We start from the raw sequence: 15,660 nt of genomic DNA on the forward strand, positions 1-15,660 counted from the left end.
CCTAAGGAAAGTTTTGAAAGATATTTTATCTCCAAAAAGAACCTTCGCGTCTGCGAAGGTTCTTTTCATGTTATCCAAGTCTAAAGCTGGAACTTATTCAACTTCTTTCTTTTTCAAGAGGAGGAAGCCTCCGCTAATGGCTAACAAGAAGCCTGAAAGAATGAAGCGCGCCGTTGTGTCTTCTCCAGTTTGTGGCAATTGTGCCTTGGATGGACTTTCTTGAAAGCTTTGTCCTACTTGGTAAGTCAAGGATTGCACACTTTCTCCATTTTCAGTTGTCATTTCTTTTTGTGGAAGGAGAACTTTAGGAGTCTCCTTCTTGGTCAAGATTGGCTGTGGAGTGGTTGTTTGGTTATGAATTGGAACCACCACTTGATCTGGTTCTTTAGCTGGAATGTAATCCATCAAGCTAGCCAACTTGCTGCCAAAGATCGCATTGGTTACCCAGCGGAAGAAGTGGACAGGGTGTTGACGGTTGGTTGGATTTCCGGCATAGACAAAGAGTGGTTGTCCCATCAGTTCTCCAGAGATCGCCATGACTTTGTTGGCTAGAACATCGTTATGTGGCCACCAGCCAGCAATGTAGTAGTCGCTCGGAGCGATACTCATCAAGGTTTTGAAATGCTCTGGAACCTTTTCAATCCAGTTTCCTGAGTTGGAGTAGAAGAGGGTATTCTTCTTGTATCCGCTGGTCAATGGATCCTGATCATCAATGATCGCTTTCATCAAGCCTTCGTAGTCGCTACCGCCTTTTAATTTTTCAGCGTCAAATCCTGCAAGAACTCCCAATTTTTCCAGTTTTTGCATGGCTTCCCCACCAATGACAAGGGTCGGTTTCTTACCAAAGATGGAAGCGTCAAAACGATTGCTTTCCAAAATAACAACATCCGCTTCTTCTGGAGTATTGACGATTTGGAAACCTAATTTTTCAAGGACTAGACTGGTATGAGCAGGCGCATCGACTCCAGCCCAATTATAGTGGTAGTTTGGAGAGTAGACCTTCATCGGTTTCAAGGTTGGCCCGCTTGGTACCTTGTAGAGGGCATCACCATAGATGGCATAGTTTGGCAGGAGTGAAGCAAAGGTATCGCGGTCAACGATGTAGCCATCATCTGTTAGATAGACAGATTTGCCTTGCGCAATGGCCTGGTTGATAGCTTTAACGGCACTGGCTGAGGTATTTGCGATCACATAGTAAGGAGCTTTTGAATCGATCTCAGAGGTACGAGTCGCACGGGTGGTGGTGACTTCGCCTAATTTTCCATTGAAAAGACCATCCGCAAAGACAGGTTCGGACTTGAACCCTCTCATATCTGGGAAGTTGACCAGCAATTCTGCGTACATAGCAGCCCAGGCAGATTCGTTGGAGCCCTTATAGAGAATATGGTTGGCATAGCCCCGTTTGGCTTGGGCCATATCAATGACTAAGTCCCCTTTTTTATAGTTGCCAATATCTTCTTTGAGTTCTTTGACGAGGACACCATTGCGTTTGAAGTAGTCGATCATATTGAAGGCTTCTTGGGCATCGTTGTCTTTGTCGAGGCTCATTGGGATGACGTAGTAGTCTGGGAAGAATTTTGGACGACCGTTTTTCACACGTCCAACGATTTCCCCATTTGGGCCAACCAGTTCATTTTCAGCTTTTGGATCTTCCGTTTTATTGAGACCACGCAGGTAGAAGTTGAGACGCATCTCAAGGAGACGGTCTGGATCTTGGTTGAGGAAGTCAATGCCGCCGAGGACAGCATTGCGTCCAGCCTTATAGGATTCTTGGTTGGATTCTGGTATTTCAATGGTGTGGCCCAAGATGCCGTGATAGACAGCATAGACACCTGTATAACCTGAGAAGGAATCATCCCAGCCATCTCCCCAATCCAGTTTTGGAATGATGTAGCTGTCGTATTTGGAATTGGCAACCCCTGCGCGGCCCATATGGTGGGCATTTTCTAGCATGAGGTTGGACATGAGGTCGTATTCAAAGTTCGGATCATGTGGAGGTGTTGCAGGCTCAATCAAGAATTCTTTGACAAATCCATGGATATCATAGAGAGCAATTGGATTCCACTTGTTGATCATTTGGATGACAGTACGCACTTCAGGGTTGGTTTGGTAGCTGGCATCGCGGTTGGGATCCAGTCCATTGGCCAAAGCACGCAGGTTGAGAGCGTCCCCATCAGGGTTTTCCGTGAAGTCAAATAAGAAAATGAATTTGTTTAAGAGAGTTGGGATGTCCAGGGTCACATTCTTGACGTTACCAGCTTCGTCTGTCGTTTTAAAAGTGACTTGATTTTCTGTAGCGAAGGTATGGAAGAGGCCTGTGATGATATCAATGCCTGGCTGTTCATCCGCGTGGGTGTTGTGGACTAAGACAGGTAATTTGTAATCCAAGGTCTTGTCTTTTAGTGCGGCCAGCATTTCACTTGGCTTAGTCAAAGCTGTAGGGTTGGTACTAGAAAGGTAGTGATCAATGCTGGCTTGGTCCTTGCTCACGATCCCCATCTTCATATCCCGGCCTTGGGCACTCTTGCCAAGAGTTTCCAGCTGCACTAAACGATCGGGTTTCGCTTCTTCCTTGGATTTTTCGATGGCAGCCAGCATCTCTTCATGTGTATGGTAGTCTTGGTAAGGTCTAAAAACAAGGGTTTTATTGATGGTCACACCTAAGTCTGCATTGGTCCCGACCAGTTCATGGTTGCCGATGTAGTTGCGGTAAGTCCGGCGAATATTATTTGGGCTACGAAGACTGAGATCTTCACCAAAGAGATCCTGCACGTCAATGTGGAGATCCAGATCATTGCCGTTTGCGGTCTCTGTGATAGTAAGGAATGGATCCTTGCTCAGTGTTCCTGTCTCCATATCCCAGGTTTTCCACTCAGAGAGAGGTTTATTGTCTAAGGTCCAGCTGATCTTGCCAGCAGCTTGAGCTTTTTCTTGGACTTTGTCATCAATCGTACTCTTTTCAGAGAGATAAATGGTGCTATCCGTCAATCGAGTCGCTTGGTCAGCGGTCGTTGTAGCACGGGTAGTGCTTGGACTAGCGGTTGGAGCAACTTCTGTTGTAGAAGCCGCATCAGAAGTCGCTGCGGTTTCTGTAGGACTAGCAGGAGTTACTTCTGTGGATGCAGCGGGACTGGTCGTCTCGGCGGTCACAGGTTGCTCAGTAGCAGGTGTCGCTTCAAGGGCCGTGCTAGGCTCTGTTTGAGGCGCTTCTAAGCTATCGGCTGAAGCTTGGCCATGACCGATAACGGAAAGCAAGACAGCCGCTGAGAGGCTGAGTGTTGTAGTGTACAAATGTTTCTTATACGAAGACTTCATATAGAAGACCCTCCTTAAAAAGTTATTTTCCGTTTCTAGTATACCATTTTAGGAAAGTGTTTACAACAAAACCCCGAATAAAAAAGCCTTTGCATCTTGCAAGGGCCTTTTTGTCTATTCTGTCTCCTTATGAAATTGTTGGTAAAAATCAACCTTGACCTGGATAAAAGTTTCTAAGTCTCTTAAGAGTTGGAGCAAGGTGGCGCGTGTTTCGAATTCTTCACGGGTCTTAGGAAGAGGACGTTCGCGAAAGATCGCCAAATACTGACTAATATCATCTAGAAGATCTTGGGCAGGATTTTTCTGGCTTAACTGTTGGGCCGTTTTCTTAAAAAGTTGAGCTAGGATTATGCTTTCACTCGCCGCCAACTGACAGCGGTTGACGTTTTCTGCCATATCCCGCAGAATATCGTTTTGCCGCTTGCGCATTTCGAAGTAGTGAATATGGTAGTTGGTTTGGTGAAAGAGGTGGTTGGAATGGTCCAGATAAACTAGCTTCAAAGCGTCCTTTAGGATACCATCCAACTCCTTAATCAAGCGAGCATCATTGCGACCATCCCCTTTACTAAGTAATTCCGCAAAACGACCAAGGATCTTTTTCAGTTGGTCTTCAACAATATCATGGTAGTGATCGATCGCTCCCTGATTAGAAGGCATATAGAGATTGGCCAGCAAGGCAAAGCTGGTCCCAATTAAAAAGAGAGCAAGTTCATTGAGCAAGAGCCCCCAGGAGGTAGACTGCTCAATCAAGAGGTGGGTAACCAACACCGTACTAGGGGTGATACCGATCTGCCAACCCAATAGAAAGGCACCAGGAACATAGAGAGCGATAAAAACTCCCAGTGCCCAGAGGTTGAATCCAAAAAAGGAAAAAGCGAGACTTCCGATAGCAAGGGCTAGCAAGGTCGACATAAAGCGCTGGTAGGCTTGCTTGATGGTACTGCGACGCGTATCAGAGATGCTCAAGATGGCAATGACGCCAGCTGAGATGGCATAGGTCAAGCCCAGAGCATAAGCAAGGGCAGCTGCTAAACAGGTGGCCAAGGTGAGCTTAATGGTTCGTTGAAAAAGAGGCATGGTTTCCTTTCTATTTTACTAGTTTCGCTGAGATAGATTTCATTTCATTATATCATGAATTGGCCTCATCCTCCTTTCTTATGGTATACTAGTTCTATGGAAAATAACGATATCGTATACGGTGTCCATGCAGTCACCGAGGCTTTACAAGCCAATACAGGCAATAAATTATATATTCAAGAAGACCTCCGAGGGAAAAATGTCGACAAGATCAAGGCCTTAGCAGCTGAGAAAAAAGTGTCGATTTCTTGGACGCCAAAGAAAACCCTGCAGGAAATGACAGAAGGAGCTGTTCACCAAGGCTTTGTTCTTCGAGTGGCAGCCTTTGCTTACACCGACTTGGCAGCGATTCTGAAACAGACAGCCCAAGAAGAGAACCCGCTTTTATTGATTCTCGATGGCTTAACAGATCCGCACAATCTTGGATCTATCTTGCGGACAGCTGATGCGACCAATGTCTCAGGAGTCATCATTCCTAAGCACCGAGCGGTTGGGGTGACCCCAGTGGTGTCAAAAACTTCTACCGGAGCAGTGGAACACATTCCCATTGCGCGTGTGACCAATCTTAGCCAAACCTTAGACAAGCTAAAGGAAGAGGGCTTCTGGATCTTTGGAACCGACATGAACGGCACGCCATCTCATCAGTGGAATACGGCTGGCAAGTTAGCCTTGATCATTGGCAATGAAGGAAAAGGGATCTCAGCCAATATCAAAAAACAAGTCGATGAGATGATCACCATTCCCATGAATGGTCATGTGCAAAGCCTCAATGCCAGTGTGGCAGCAGCCATCCTTATGTATGAGGTCTTTCGCAATCGACTATAATCCTAGAAAGGCAATGATATGAAACGAAAAATCTTATTGGTTGACGGCTATAATATGATTGCCTTTTGGCAGGAGACCCGCCAGCTCTTTCAAAAAAGTGAGCTCGATGCAGCCCGCAATATCCTCCTGCAAAAACTGAGCCACTATGCTAGCTTTGAAGGAATCGAAGTCATCTGTGTCTTTGATGCCCAGTATATGCCAGGAGTGCGGCAGACCTATGAGGAGTTCAATGTTCAGGTGGTCTTTACCGGTGAGGATGAGACGGCAGATGACTATATCGAGCGCTTGGCGGCAGAGCTTAACACGCCCCTCCACCAAGTATCAGTAGCGACCAGTGACTTAAATGAGCAATGGACCGTCTTTGCTCAAGGAGCTCTTCGGGTATCTGCCAGAGAGTTAGAAAAACGGGTCGCAGTCGTCAAAGGAAACCTCAATCAAGCGCAGCGAGTGGTTAACGATCAAAAACCACCCATGCGACCGCTCGATCACGAAGTATTGCGACAATTACAAGAAATGATGGGAGACAAGTAATGACATTTGCTATTTTAACCGATTCGACCGCAGATTTAGACCAAAACTGGGCCAAGGAACATCAGGTGACCATTCTTGGCTTGACCATTGAGTTAGATGGGACGGTTTACCAGACAGTAGGCCAAGCTCAATTGACCAGCCCGGAGCTTTTAGAAGCCATGAAAAATGGGGCCAAACCGACAACCAGTCAGGTCAATGTGGGCCAATTTCAGGAAACCTTTAAACAATTTGCCAAAGAAGGAAAAGATCTGCTTTATGTGGCCTTTTCATCAGTCTTATCTGGGACCTATCAGAGTGCAGTCATGGCACGAGACCTGGTTTTAGAAGACTACCCGGAAGCCGTGATCGAGATTGTCGATCAGAAGGCTGCTGGGATTGGAGAGGGTTATCTGGTCATGCGAGCAGTAGCTGCGCGTGATGCAGGTCGTTCATTAGCAGAAGCCAAAGAAGAAATCATGGACCTAGCGCCAAAACTGCGGACTTATTTCCTAGTTGATGACCTCTACCACCTCATGCGTGGCGGCCGTCTCTCAAAAAGTGCCGCGATCATGGGAAGTTTGGCCAGCATCAAACCCATTCTCTGGATAGATGCGGAAGGGAAATTAGTCCCTATTAGCAAGGTTCGGGGACGCAAAAAAGCTGTCCGGGAATTACTGGAGCTGATCAAAGCAGATATCGGTGAAAGCACAGCCTTGGTATCTTATACCAACGATCTAGAAGGAGCCGAAGCACTGAAGCAAGAAATGCTTGCGCTTGAAGGCGTCGATGAAGTTCTCGTGATGCCTCTTGGACCGGTTATTTCAGCCCACGTCGGCCCGAATTCCTTGATCGGATTTGTCATTGGAAAAGAAAATCGCAAATAATTTTCCAAATCGGTTGACTTTTATCTTAGAATTTTGATACAATAGTAGGCGGTATTGTTTACCCCATTTGTAAGGCCCCGGAACCTTTCAAATAACTTGCGGACCGGAACATCCGCCCTGTAAACAAAAACGACATTCATATAGGAGAAATCATGAACAAAACTACATTCATGGCTAAACCAGGCCAAGTAGAACGCAAATGGTACGTTGTTGACGCAACTGATGTACCTCTTGGACGCCTTTCAGCAGTTGTTGCAAGCGTGCTTCGCGGAAAAAACAAACCAACATTCACACCTCACACTGATACAGGTGACTTCGTAATCGTTATCAATGCTGAAAAAGTTAAATTGACTGGTAAAAAAGCAACTGATAAGATCTACTACACTCACTCAAACCACCCAGGTGGATTGAAATCAATCTCTGCTGGTGAACTTCGTTCTAAAAATGCAGTACGTTTGATCGAGAAATCAGTTAAAGGTATGCTTCCACACAATACTCTTGGCCGCGCTCAAGGTATGAAATTGAAAGTATTCGTTGGAGCTGAGCACACTCACGCTGCACAACAACCAGAAGTTCTTGATATTTCAGGACTTATCTAAGGAAAGGAACAATAAAGTATGTCACAAGCACAATATGCAGGTACTGGACGTCGTAAAAACGCTGTTGCACGCGTTCGCCTTGTTCCAGGAACTGGTAAAATCACTGTTAACAAAAAAGATGTTGAAGAGTACATCCCACACGCTGACCTTCGTCTTGTAATCAACCAACCATTCGCAGTTACTTCAACTGCAGGTTCATACGACGTTTTCGTTAACGTTGTAGGTGGTGGATACGCTGGTCAAGCAGGAGCTATCCGTCACGGTATCGCTCGTGCCCTTCTTCAAGTAGACCCAGACTTCCGCGATTCATTGAAACGCGCAGGACTTCTTACACGTGACTCACGTAAAGTTGAACGTAAGAAACCAGGCTTGAAAAAAGCTCGTAAAGCATCACAATTTAGTAAACGTTAAAACTTATTTAAACTTATTGAAAGCATTTCGTATCAAAAATACGGGATGCTTTTTCTGTTCACCCCAAATTTTTGTAACTAGGTGATACTTGAAATTAATACAAATTTGGTTGTTTTTGATAAATCTAAGCAACACTACATGATGAAGTGAAAGGGGATGAATCTTTGATAGTATTCACTTATTGTGAAATATGATATATTTATTAATTAGATGGATGAATACTTCTAGAGTTAAATATAGTATAATAGGGACATACTTTTTGGTTTATTTTTGTTTGTAGTCGGATTATGAAAGAATATCCAATATTATGCGATAAGATAGAATGTTACAAAAAAGAAAGGGGATGCAATCCGATGAAGAAAGACAGATTAATTGTATTGACAGATGCTGTTCTAGCAATTATTATGACCATCTTGGTTTTAGAGTTAGAAAAACCAACAACACCAAGTCTTGAAGCTTTTTGGGATTTACGGCAAAATTTCTTTGCTTGTTTTCTTTCCTTTTTCTGGTTGGGATCGTTATGGATGGCACTAAACACATTATGGGAAAAGGTTGAGAAAATTTCCTCAGAAATTATTTGGTGGAATTTGTTTCTACTCTTGGAGCGGCAGGAGTTCTCTTTGGAGAATTTCATGCCATCCAAGATACCAGTCTGAATGATGTGGTGGACCGGATCTATATAAATGTCAAGGATTTACCGTTTCAGTCCTTGGGAGCTTTAGCTAATATCCTGTCTGATATTAAGAAGGGACTGATTCAAGACAGTCATATCTGGTCTTTCTTCCAGTCATTTTTCAAACAATATCAGTTGATAATCAGCTTAAATCAGATCTATCAGTTTGTCTATCTTTCTCTGATGGAGATCATGTCCTATCTTCACTTTGATTATTGGAAAAAAACGGCTCGGTCAGGAGCTAGTATGAATAAGGAGAACAAATGAAACGTTTAAAAATGTTATGGCATATTATGCAGGTTACGGGTTTTACTCGGTTTGCTCTGAGTTTTGTGACCTTTGTTTTTGGGTCAGGAGGCGTGCTTTTCCTAGTTGAACCTGCTATCACAAATTACGGAGACGGTCTTTGGTATGCTTTTGTGACTTCGACGACTGTCGGCTACGGGGATCTCCTAGCTGTGACCTTGATTGGAAGGATTACCAGTGTCTTCTTGACGATTTATGGGCTCATATTTTTTGGCTGTTTATCAGCTGTTATTTTTAATTATTATACCAATTTAAATAAGGAAAGAGGAGAGGACAAATGACTGCCAATTATTCAACACGGGAATACCGTGAGAAATTATACGATGACCTTCATGTTCGATTGAGAGATACAGCGATTTTGATGTGTGCAATTTTTATTGCCTCTATCGGACTAAATATGAATTCAACAGCTGTCATTATAGGAGCCATGTTGATTTCACCTCTCATGACACCGATTGTTGGACTGGGATTCGGTTTAGCTATTTTTGATACGCGTTTAATCAAGCAATCTCTAGAGGTTTTATTGACTCAAGTGTTGGTCAGTTTGCTTGTCTCGACTCTGTATTTCTGGATTTCTCCCTTGTCTTATGCAAGTAGCGAGTTGATTGCACGAACCTCTCCAACCATTTGGGATGTCCTCATTGCTATTGCTGGTGGGATTGCTGGTGTGATCGGTTCAAGGAAAAAAGAAGCAAACAATATCGTGCCAGGAGTAGCCATTGCTACAGCTCTGATGCCGCCTATCTGTACTGCTGGCTATGGTTTAGCTAATGGGAATGTACGATTTTTATTGGGGGCTCTCTATCTTTTCTTGATCAACTGTGTCTTTATCATGCTAGCCAACATTGTTGGAACAAGAATTTTGATGAGAAAATCTCCTTTAACTTCATTTAAAGAGCTGAGCATTAAAATGAGAATTGGCTTGATATCTTTGATTGTATTGTTGATTCTTCCAGCTAGCTATTCGGCAGTTACTCTGACAATAGAACAAGCGCGCAAAGAAGGGATCAAACAGTTTGTAGGAAAAGAGTTCGCCAATTATACGGTTATTAATCAAGTCTACAAGTCAAGTAACAATGAATTGGTCTTGACGGTTGTTGGAGATCCGATTTCAGAAGAAGAATTAGAAACACTCCACCAAAAACAAGCCTCTTACGGTATTCAATCTGTTCAATTGAAAGTGAATCAAGTTCAGAACTCGCCAACATTAGATAGTGAAGCGACCAAGGAATTTTATGAAAACATTGACAAGTATATTGATCAAAAACTCTCTGAAAAAGATTCACAAAACGATCTCGTAAAAGAAAATGAAGCAGACAAGGATTGAGGACAATGAACTGAATCGGTTTTTACGCCGTGTTTTTCTTGTATCTTCCTCTTTCTTACTTATAGCAGGTTGTTTTTGCTTGAATAAGAAATAAATTAGAAGTTCTATCATCTAAGAAAAATGATGAACAAAAAATCATTTAACTAATGGTGTGAACGTTTAGTGTTTATCAGCTCCATTCTCTGTAATTTTGGGGGTAAAATCCACACCATTCGGATAAAATTAGTTGAATTTGATTGGAAAAAAGCTTTTATAAAAGCGGAGAAAAGTCTTGATATTACGCTGTTTTTAGTCCAACTGAAATTCATACTTTCCAAACCAGGCTTGAAAAAGGCCCGTAAAGCATCACAATTTAGTAAACGTTAATTCGTTACTGGACAGCAGAATACAAACGAAAACACTTTGCATCTTGCAAGGTGTTTTTTTCTATGAGAACTGGCGGTGCGCAATTAGGATAGCTCTAGCGACTTTAGTCGCATAGAGATATGCTATGCACAGTTGCCTCAAGAAAACAATGCTTCTTGGTCCACCCTGTTAGACAAGCTTCAAAACCAAGGAATCCAACAGATTTCTCTTGTAGTTACAGATGGCTTTAAGGGGCTTGAGCAGATTATCAGTCAGGCTCACCCATTAGCTAAACAACAATGTTGCTTAATTCATATTAGTCGAAATCTAGCTAGTAAAGTGAAACGAGCAGATAGAGCGGTTATTCTGGGGCAATTTATAATGATTTATCGTGCTGAAAATTTAGAAATGGCAGGACAAGCTTTAGAGGACTTTCTCGCCGAATGGAAACCAAAGTATAGGAAAGTCATGGAAAGTCTGGAGAAGACGGATAATCTTTTAACTTTTTATCAGTTTCCCTACCAGATTTGGCACAGCATGTATTCGACAAACCTCATTGAGTCTCTTAACAAAGAAATCAAACATCAAACGAAAAAGAAGGTTCTTTTTCCTAATGAGGAGGCTCTGGAACGTTACTTAGTTACGTTGTTTGAAGATTATAATTTCAAGCAAAGTCAACGAATCCATAAAGGGTTTGGTCAATGTTCTGATACACTTGAAAGCTTATTTAATTAACACTCCGTAACTCTACTTAAGTGTTTACACATAATTATTGACAGTATCAAAAAATAAAGTATATTGTTTTCATCATAATATAATTAAATATCAGTATAGAGAATTTTATCTATATATCAGATATCAGCAATTGCTTTTGCTGTCATTTTTCGCTACAATAGTTACAAGGAGGAAATAAACATGTTAAAAGAAGTATTAAACGTCGCAAAAGTTGCGAAAAAATCATCTCTCTTCTTAGGAGGGGTAGCATTTGGGACGCTTGGCTTGAAAGTCTTAGCAAGTAAAGAAGCTAAGAAAGGCTATTCTAAGGCCTTGGCTAAAGCTTACAAATTGAAAGATGGACTGGATGCATCTGTTTCTGTTGTAAAACAACACGGTGATGATGTTTTACAAGACGCTAAATATTTATACGAACAGGAAAAGAAAGAAGAACAATTAGATAGCCTGACAGGTGAATAATATGTCTTTTAAAGTGCTACACAGAGGATATCAACATATCCGATTATCGTCCTCGTTTTCACTGACCTTGGATATTCAAGATTATCTTCGTTCCTTGGCTAAAGATGAAAAAGGGATCGACTCTATTCAGTTTTATATGGATCAGCAGCACTTTACTCTACGTATGAAAGAAGGCTTCTCTGTATTAGAAAATGCAGAGGCCTTTTTAAAAAAAATTGACAAGGGGAAAGTTTCGGACTTGATGACTCTTCCCATTCGTAGAGAAGAGAGTGCTTATTCAATTGTATCGGGTGCAGCGATTAAGCGTTTGCTGTTTCGAAGTTTTGTACCCTACCCTATTCGTTATATTTGGACTTGTTATCAGGCTTTGGGTTATGTCAAAGAAGCCTATCAAACTTTAGCGCGCAAGGAACTAACCATGGAGGTCTTGGACTGTTCGGCCATTTTGTTGTCCTTGTTTATGAACCAATCCAAGACAGCTAGCAACATCATGTTTATGCTTGATTTGGGTAATCATCTGGATCAGTGGTCTTTAAAAAAAACAGCAACAGATTTGGAACAAAGCCTTCTTGCTAAAGAAAGTGATGTTTTCTTAGTGCGGGGAGACATGGTCATCAGCATCAAGAGTTCTGATGTTCAAGTAGGTGATGTATTAGTTGTCTCCCAAGGGAATGAAATCTTGTTTGACGGCCAAGTGGTTTCAGGATTAGGCATGGTCAATGAGAGTTCCTTGACTGGAGAGAGCTTCCCTGTTGAAAAGAAAGAGGGAGATTCTGTATGTGCGAATACTGTTTTGGAAACAGGAGAGTTAAGAATTCGTGTGACTGATAATCAGATAAACAGTCGTATTTTGCAACTCATCAATCTGATGAAAAAATCTGAAGAGAGTAAGAAGACAAAACAACGTCATTTTATTAGGATGGCAGACAAGGTTGTAAAATATAACTTCTTAGGTGCTGGTTTGACTTATCTGTTAACAGGTTCGTTTTCAAAAGCCATTTCCTTTTTATTGGTGGATTTTTCATGTGCTCTAAAAATATCCACACCTGTAGCCTACCTTACGGCCATAAAGGAAGGTCTAAATCGAGAAATGGTTATTAAAGATGGTGATGTATTAGAAAAATATCTGGAAGTGGATACTTTCTTGTTTGATAAAACGGGTACCATCACGACGAGTTATCCTTTGGTTGAAAAGGTTCTTCCTTTCGGAGATTATACTGAGAAAGATATTTTAAGAATAAGTGCATGTTTGGAGGAACATATCTATCATCCTATTGCCAATGCAATTGTTAAACAAGCTGAAATTGAAGGCATTGAACACGAAGAAATGCATGGCAAGCTTCAGTATGTTGCAAGCAAAGGGATTAAATCGCAAATTGATGGTCAATCGGTTGTCATTGGAAATTATGTACTAATGCAAGACGAACAGGTAAGAATTAGTTCTGAGCAGCTGGCCTTGATTGAGCAATATAAGACTCATTACAATTTATTGTTTTTGGCTTATAAGAAAGAATTAATTGGGATGTTTTGTATCCACACTCCCTTGAGAAGCGAGGCGAAAGTTGCATTGAAAAAGCTAAAGCGCCAAGGGAAAAAACTGATTCTGGCAACTGGTGATACGTTGGCTAGAACAGAAGAGTTGGTTAAAGATCTGCCATTTGACAACGTTTATACTGATTTAAAACCAGATGGTAAGTTTCAGTTGGTTCAGGAATTACAGAAAGCTGGCCGAACTATTTTGATGGTTGGAGACGGGTTAAACGACTCTGCTGCCTTGACGCTTGCAGATATTGGGGTTGTGATGAATGAAAGTGCTGATATTTCTAAGCAGATGAGTGATATTTTATTATTAGATAATCGTTTAGATTTCTTCGAGGAATTGAATTCTTTATCTGAATCGTTGCAGAAATTAATTCAAAGAAATATTCAAGAAACAGTTGTAATAAATGGAAGTTTAATTGGATTTGGGTTGTTAAATTGGTTAAGCCCATCTAATCTTTCGATATTGCACAATCTGACTACTTTAAGAATCGTCCTTCGTAGTCTTTCTATTAAAAGTAGGTAAGAGACCGAGAAGCTGAGGTTATAAAAACTAAAAGGAGTTGTCTCATTTGAGAATAACGGCTCTTTGTCAACTGTAGTGGGTTGATGGAAAATTATACCCTGGAGAGGACCAAATTGGTTCTCTCCTTTTAAATATTGAAAAAACCATTGGCAGTGGACATACTTTAAGACTATATATTTCTGAAACTAGTTTCACAATACAAATATTGACATGCAATTATTAATTGGTGGATTTTAAGTTGACATCTACAAAGTTTAATGTTAAAATACATTCAAAAATATATTTGAATGAGGTGTTTTATGATTCAAAATATTGTTACTTCAATAATCCTGTATTCTGGGACAGCCGTAGACTTACTTATTATCCTAATGTTATTTTTTGCCAAAAGAAAAAGCAGAAAAGACATCATTAACATCTATTTAGGACAATTTCTAGGCTCTGTTAGTCTAATATTGCTAAGTTTACTTTTTGCATTTGTCTTAAATTATATTCCTAGTAAAGAGATTTTAGGTTTGCTCGGTTTGATTCCAATTTTCCTAGGACTCAAAGTTTTGCTTTTAGGAGATTCTGATGGAGAAGCTATTGCAAAAGATGGTTTGCGCAAAGATGATAAAAACCTGATTTTTCTAGTCGCTATGATTACTTTTGCAAGTTGTGGCGCTGACAATATTGGTGTCTTTGTCCCATATTTTACCACCTTAAATTTAGCGAATTTGATAGTGACTTTACTTACTTTTCTAGTCATGATTTATCTTTTGGTTTTTTCTGCCCAAAAATTGGCACAAGTCCCTTCTGTTGGAGAAACTTTGGAAAAATATAGCAGATGGTTTATTGCCGTTGTCTATTTAGGATTGGGGATGTATATCCTGATTGAAAACAACAGCTTTGACATGCTGAGGGCTGTGTTCGGCTAGGAGAAAAAATTATGAAAAAAGATAGTATCTGTCAAGTGGATGTTATAAATCAACAAAATGTTATAACCGCAACGAACTACCTTGAAAAGGAAAAAGTCCAAAAATCACTTCGTATTTTATCAAAGTTTACCGATAATAAACAGATAAATATCATCTTTTATCTCCTTGCTGTTGAAGAACTCTGTGTCTGTGATATAGCCTGTTTACTAAATCTCAGTATGGCATCTGCCTCTCACCATCTTCGTAAACTAGCCAATCAAAACATCTTGGATACTAGAAGAGAGGGGAAAATTATATATTATTTTATAAAAGATGAGGAAATCAGAGATTTTTTTAATCAACTAGGATAACAACTATTTTTACTACTTTTCCATGATTATATATAGGACTTATCTATGAAATTTTTTGATGAAAATTACTCACAAGAAAGACCTGCTCGTAGCAAATGTTTAAGAAAAAAGTATAATTTAAAGCAAAGCGACCTAGGTAATGCAGGTCAAGTTAGCCAAGTTGAAAAGGGAGGAATTTGAAAGGATTTGTATCTTTTATTTTTTGTTTCATTTATGTCCTATGCTACTGGAATAGTTAGTAGTCATTTCATGAATCATACGGCACAGCTCTTTTATGGACTGATCGTTATTGTTTCAACGGTAGCAAACTGGTTTTTACATAAAGTAATTGATAAACCCAATATAGATCAGAAAGAATTACTTGAAGCTACCGCACAATATAGAAAGTTATTGATACCTGACCTAATAATTAAAGGAGTGGGATTGATTCTATCCTTAATTCTCTATCCTCCGATTATGATGTATAGTGTTTTGATTGCGGCATTTTACATCATAACTTTAAAAACACTATCTGAAAAAAGAGTGAATAACTAAAAAATGGTGATCAAAGTTAGGTGTATTATTTTAATGCTCACAGACCCAAACTATTCCCCTATTTATAATCTATTGATTCATATTTTATGAAATTAATCAGTAGATATCGTCCTGAAAAGCCTTGATAATACGCTGTTTTTAGTCCAACTGAAACCCATACTTTCCAAACCAGGTCTTAAGAAAGCTCGTAAAGCTTCACAATTATCAAAACGTTAATCAACACGCTTATATCAACGTTTACAGACATTTAAGAAATTTCTCTTGGATGTCTTTTTTTGTCTAGCTAAATTTTACAAATTGGGCAATTTAGGTTACTCAATAATATAAAAAA

18 protein-coding genes are annotated in these 15,660 nt (G+C 40.5%); 16 read left to right on the forward strand and 2 right to left on the reverse strand.

Features of this window, described 5'->3' with window-relative positions; translation table 11 throughout:
- Window positions 1-93 precede the first annotated feature (93 nt).
- Window positions 94-3,315, reverse strand: a complete 3,222-nt coding sequence (locus tag NMM13_RS07640; RefSeq protein ID WP_254728384.1) for an LPXTG-anchored zinc carboxypeptidase — start codon at window positions 3,313-3,315, stop codon at window positions 94-96.
- A 114-nt stretch (window positions 3,316-3,429) separates the two neighbouring features.
- A complete protein-coding gene (locus NMM13_RS07645; protein ID WP_254728387.1) occupies window positions 3,430-4,392 on the reverse strand; it encodes an aromatic acid exporter family protein in 963 nt (320 codons plus the stop codon).
- 96 nt (window positions 4,393-4,488) lie between these two features.
- On the opposite strand from NMM13_RS07645, the gene rlmB reads away from it, so the two are divergent.
- The 16 genes from rlmB (at window position 4,489) to NMM13_RS07720 (ending at window position 15,329) form a co-directional block, all read left to right on the forward strand.
- Complete coding sequence (gene rlmB / locus NMM13_RS07650; RefSeq protein WP_003010074.1) at window positions 4,489-5,217, forward strand: 23S rRNA (guanosine(2251)-2'-O)-methyltransferase RlmB; 729 nt, start codon at window positions 4,489-4,491, stop codon at window positions 5,215-5,217.
- An 18-nt stretch (window positions 5,218-5,235) separates the two neighbouring features.
- Window positions 5,236-5,748, forward strand: a complete 513-nt coding sequence (locus NMM13_RS07655; RefSeq protein ID WP_003004212.1) for an NYN domain-containing protein — start codon at window positions 5,236-5,238, stop codon at window positions 5,746-5,748.
- Entirely contained in the window at window positions 5,748-6,611 is an 864-nt protein-coding gene (locus tag NMM13_RS07660) for a DegV family protein (protein WP_254728389.1), read from the forward strand. Before NMM13_RS07655 ends, NMM13_RS07660 begins: the two co-directional genes overlap by 1 nt.
- Window positions 6,612-6,763: 152 nt before the next feature.
- Window positions 6,764-7,210, forward strand: a complete 447-nt coding sequence (gene rplM, locus NMM13_RS07665) for a 50S ribosomal protein L13 (RefSeq protein ID WP_002876943.1) — start codon at window positions 6,764-6,766, stop codon at window positions 7,208-7,210.
- Between the two features lie 18 nt (window positions 7,211-7,228).
- On the forward strand, window positions 7,229-7,621 hold the full coding sequence (gene rpsI / locus NMM13_RS07670; protein ID WP_002893764.1) for a 30S ribosomal protein S9: 393 nt from the start codon (window positions 7,229-7,231) through the stop codon (window positions 7,619-7,621).
- Window positions 7,622-7,974: 353 nt separating this feature from the next.
- The gene (locus NMM13_RS07675) at window positions 7,975-8,277 is read left to right on the forward strand and encodes a TMEM175 family protein (protein WP_006151097.1); all 303 of its coding nucleotides are present in this window, start codon (window positions 7,975-7,977) and stop codon (window positions 8,275-8,277) included.
- Entirely contained in the window at window positions 8,202-8,561 is a 360-nt protein-coding gene (locus NMM13_RS07680; RefSeq protein WP_000397555.1) for a hypothetical protein, read from the forward strand. Before NMM13_RS07675 ends, NMM13_RS07680 begins: the two co-directional genes overlap by 76 nt.
- Window positions 8,558-8,881, forward strand: coding sequence for a potassium channel family protein (locus NMM13_RS07685; protein ID WP_000825751.1), 324 nt, complete (start codon window positions 8,558-8,560; stop codon window positions 8,879-8,881). The genes NMM13_RS07680 and NMM13_RS07685 overlap by 4 nt, the downstream gene beginning before the upstream one ends.
- Window positions 8,878-9,927, forward strand: a complete 1,050-nt coding sequence (locus NMM13_RS07690; RefSeq protein ID WP_000126416.1) for a DUF389 domain-containing protein — start codon at window positions 8,878-8,880, stop codon at window positions 9,925-9,927. The genes NMM13_RS07685 and NMM13_RS07690 overlap by 4 nt, the downstream gene beginning before the upstream one ends.
- Before the next feature lie 477 nt (window positions 9,928-10,404).
- Window positions 10,405-11,007, forward strand: coding sequence for a transposase (locus NMM13_RS07695; protein WP_255260894.1), 603 nt, complete (start codon window positions 10,405-10,407; stop codon window positions 11,005-11,007).
- Window positions 11,008-11,187: 180 nt separating this feature from the next.
- Window positions 11,188-11,466 carry a DUF6110 family protein gene (locus NMM13_RS07700; protein ID WP_002893755.1) on the forward strand — a complete coding sequence of 93 codons (279 nt, stop codon included), beginning with the start codon at window positions 11,188-11,190 and terminating at the stop codon, window positions 11,464-11,466.
- A 1-nt stretch (window position 11,467) separates the two neighbouring features.
- Window positions 11,468-13,531, forward strand: coding sequence for a heavy metal translocating P-type ATPase (locus NMM13_RS07705; protein ID WP_002893754.1), 2,064 nt, complete (start codon window positions 11,468-11,470; stop codon window positions 13,529-13,531).
- Between the two features lie 299 nt (window positions 13,532-13,830).
- Window positions 13,831-14,445: a CadD family cadmium resistance transporter gene (locus tag NMM13_RS07710; RefSeq protein WP_302849557.1), complete on the forward strand. Its 615-nt coding sequence runs from the start codon at window positions 13,831-13,833 to the stop codon at window positions 14,443-14,445.
- A gap of 11 nt (window positions 14,446-14,456) precedes the next feature.
- Window positions 14,457-14,795: a Cd(II)/Zn(II)-sensing metalloregulatory transcriptional regulator CadX gene (gene cadX / locus NMM13_RS07715; protein WP_003004755.1), complete on the forward strand. Its 339-nt coding sequence runs from the start codon at window positions 14,457-14,459 to the stop codon at window positions 14,793-14,795.
- Window positions 14,796-14,840: 45 nt separating this feature from the next.
- Window positions 14,841-14,975, forward strand: coding sequence for a hypothetical protein (locus NMM13_RS10110; RefSeq protein WP_003004655.1), 135 nt, complete (start codon window positions 14,841-14,843; stop codon window positions 14,973-14,975).
- A 33-nt stretch (window positions 14,976-15,008) separates the two neighbouring features.
- Window positions 15,009-15,329, forward strand: a complete 321-nt coding sequence (locus NMM13_RS07720; protein ID WP_050783834.1) for a hypothetical protein — start codon at window positions 15,009-15,011, stop codon at window positions 15,327-15,329.
- The last annotated feature ends 331 nt before the right edge of the window (window positions 15,330-15,660 follow it).

This window comes from Streptococcus sp. CF8_St5-11 (assembly GCF_024295625.1).
Classification (GTDB): Bacteria; Bacillota; Bacilli; order Lactobacillales; family Streptococcaceae; genus Streptococcus.

What these genes read in the sequence shown, in the direction of transcription:
- NMM13_RS07640 (WP_254728384.1), bottom strand. Translation starts at nt 3,315, where the DNA reads ATGAAGTCTTCGTATAAGAAACATTTGTACACTACAACACTCAGCCTC.
- cadX (WP_003004755.1), top strand. Translation starts at nt 14,457, where the DNA reads ATGAAAAAAGATAGTATCTGTCAAGTGGATGTTATAAATCAACAAAAT.
- rplM (WP_002876943.1), top strand. Translation starts at nt 6,764, where the DNA reads ATGAACAAAACTACATTCATGGCTAAACCAGGCCAAGTAGAACGCAAA.
- NMM13_RS07710 (WP_302849557.1), top strand. Translation starts at nt 13,831, where the DNA reads ATGATTCAAAATATTGTTACTTCAATAATCCTGTATTCTGGGACAGCC.
- NMM13_RS10110 (WP_003004655.1), top strand. Translation starts at nt 14,841, where the DNA reads ATGAAATTTTTTGATGAAAATTACTCACAAGAAAGACCTGCTCGTAGC.
- NMM13_RS07705 (WP_002893754.1), top strand. Translation starts at nt 11,468, where the DNA reads ATGTCTTTTAAAGTGCTACACAGAGGATATCAACATATCCGATTATCG.
- NMM13_RS07700 (WP_002893755.1), top strand. Translation starts at nt 11,188, where the DNA reads ATGTTAAAAGAAGTATTAAACGTCGCAAAAGTTGCGAAAAAATCATCT.
- NMM13_RS07645 (WP_254728387.1), bottom strand. Translation starts at nt 4,392, where the DNA reads ATGCCTCTTTTTCAACGAACCATTAAGCTCACCTTGGCCACCTGTTTA.
- rlmB (WP_003010074.1), top strand. Translation starts at nt 4,489, where the DNA reads ATGGAAAATAACGATATCGTATACGGTGTCCATGCAGTCACCGAGGCT.
- NMM13_RS07660 (WP_254728389.1), top strand. Translation starts at nt 5,748, where the DNA reads ATGACATTTGCTATTTTAACCGATTCGACCGCAGATTTAGACCAAAAC.
- rpsI (WP_002893764.1), top strand. Translation starts at nt 7,229, where the DNA reads ATGTCACAAGCACAATATGCAGGTACTGGACGTCGTAAAAACGCTGTT.
- NMM13_RS07675 (WP_006151097.1), top strand. Translation starts at nt 7,975, where the DNA reads ATGAAGAAAGACAGATTAATTGTATTGACAGATGCTGTTCTAGCAATT.
- NMM13_RS07720 (WP_050783834.1), top strand. Translation starts at nt 15,009, where the DNA reads ATGTCCTATGCTACTGGAATAGTTAGTAGTCATTTCATGAATCATACG.
- NMM13_RS07685 (WP_000825751.1), top strand. Translation starts at nt 8,558, where the DNA reads ATGAAACGTTTAAAAATGTTATGGCATATTATGCAGGTTACGGGTTTT.
- NMM13_RS07655 (WP_003004212.1), top strand. Translation starts at nt 5,236, where the DNA reads ATGAAACGAAAAATCTTATTGGTTGACGGCTATAATATGATTGCCTTT.
- NMM13_RS07690 (WP_000126416.1), top strand. Translation starts at nt 8,878, where the DNA reads ATGACTGCCAATTATTCAACACGGGAATACCGTGAGAAATTATACGAT.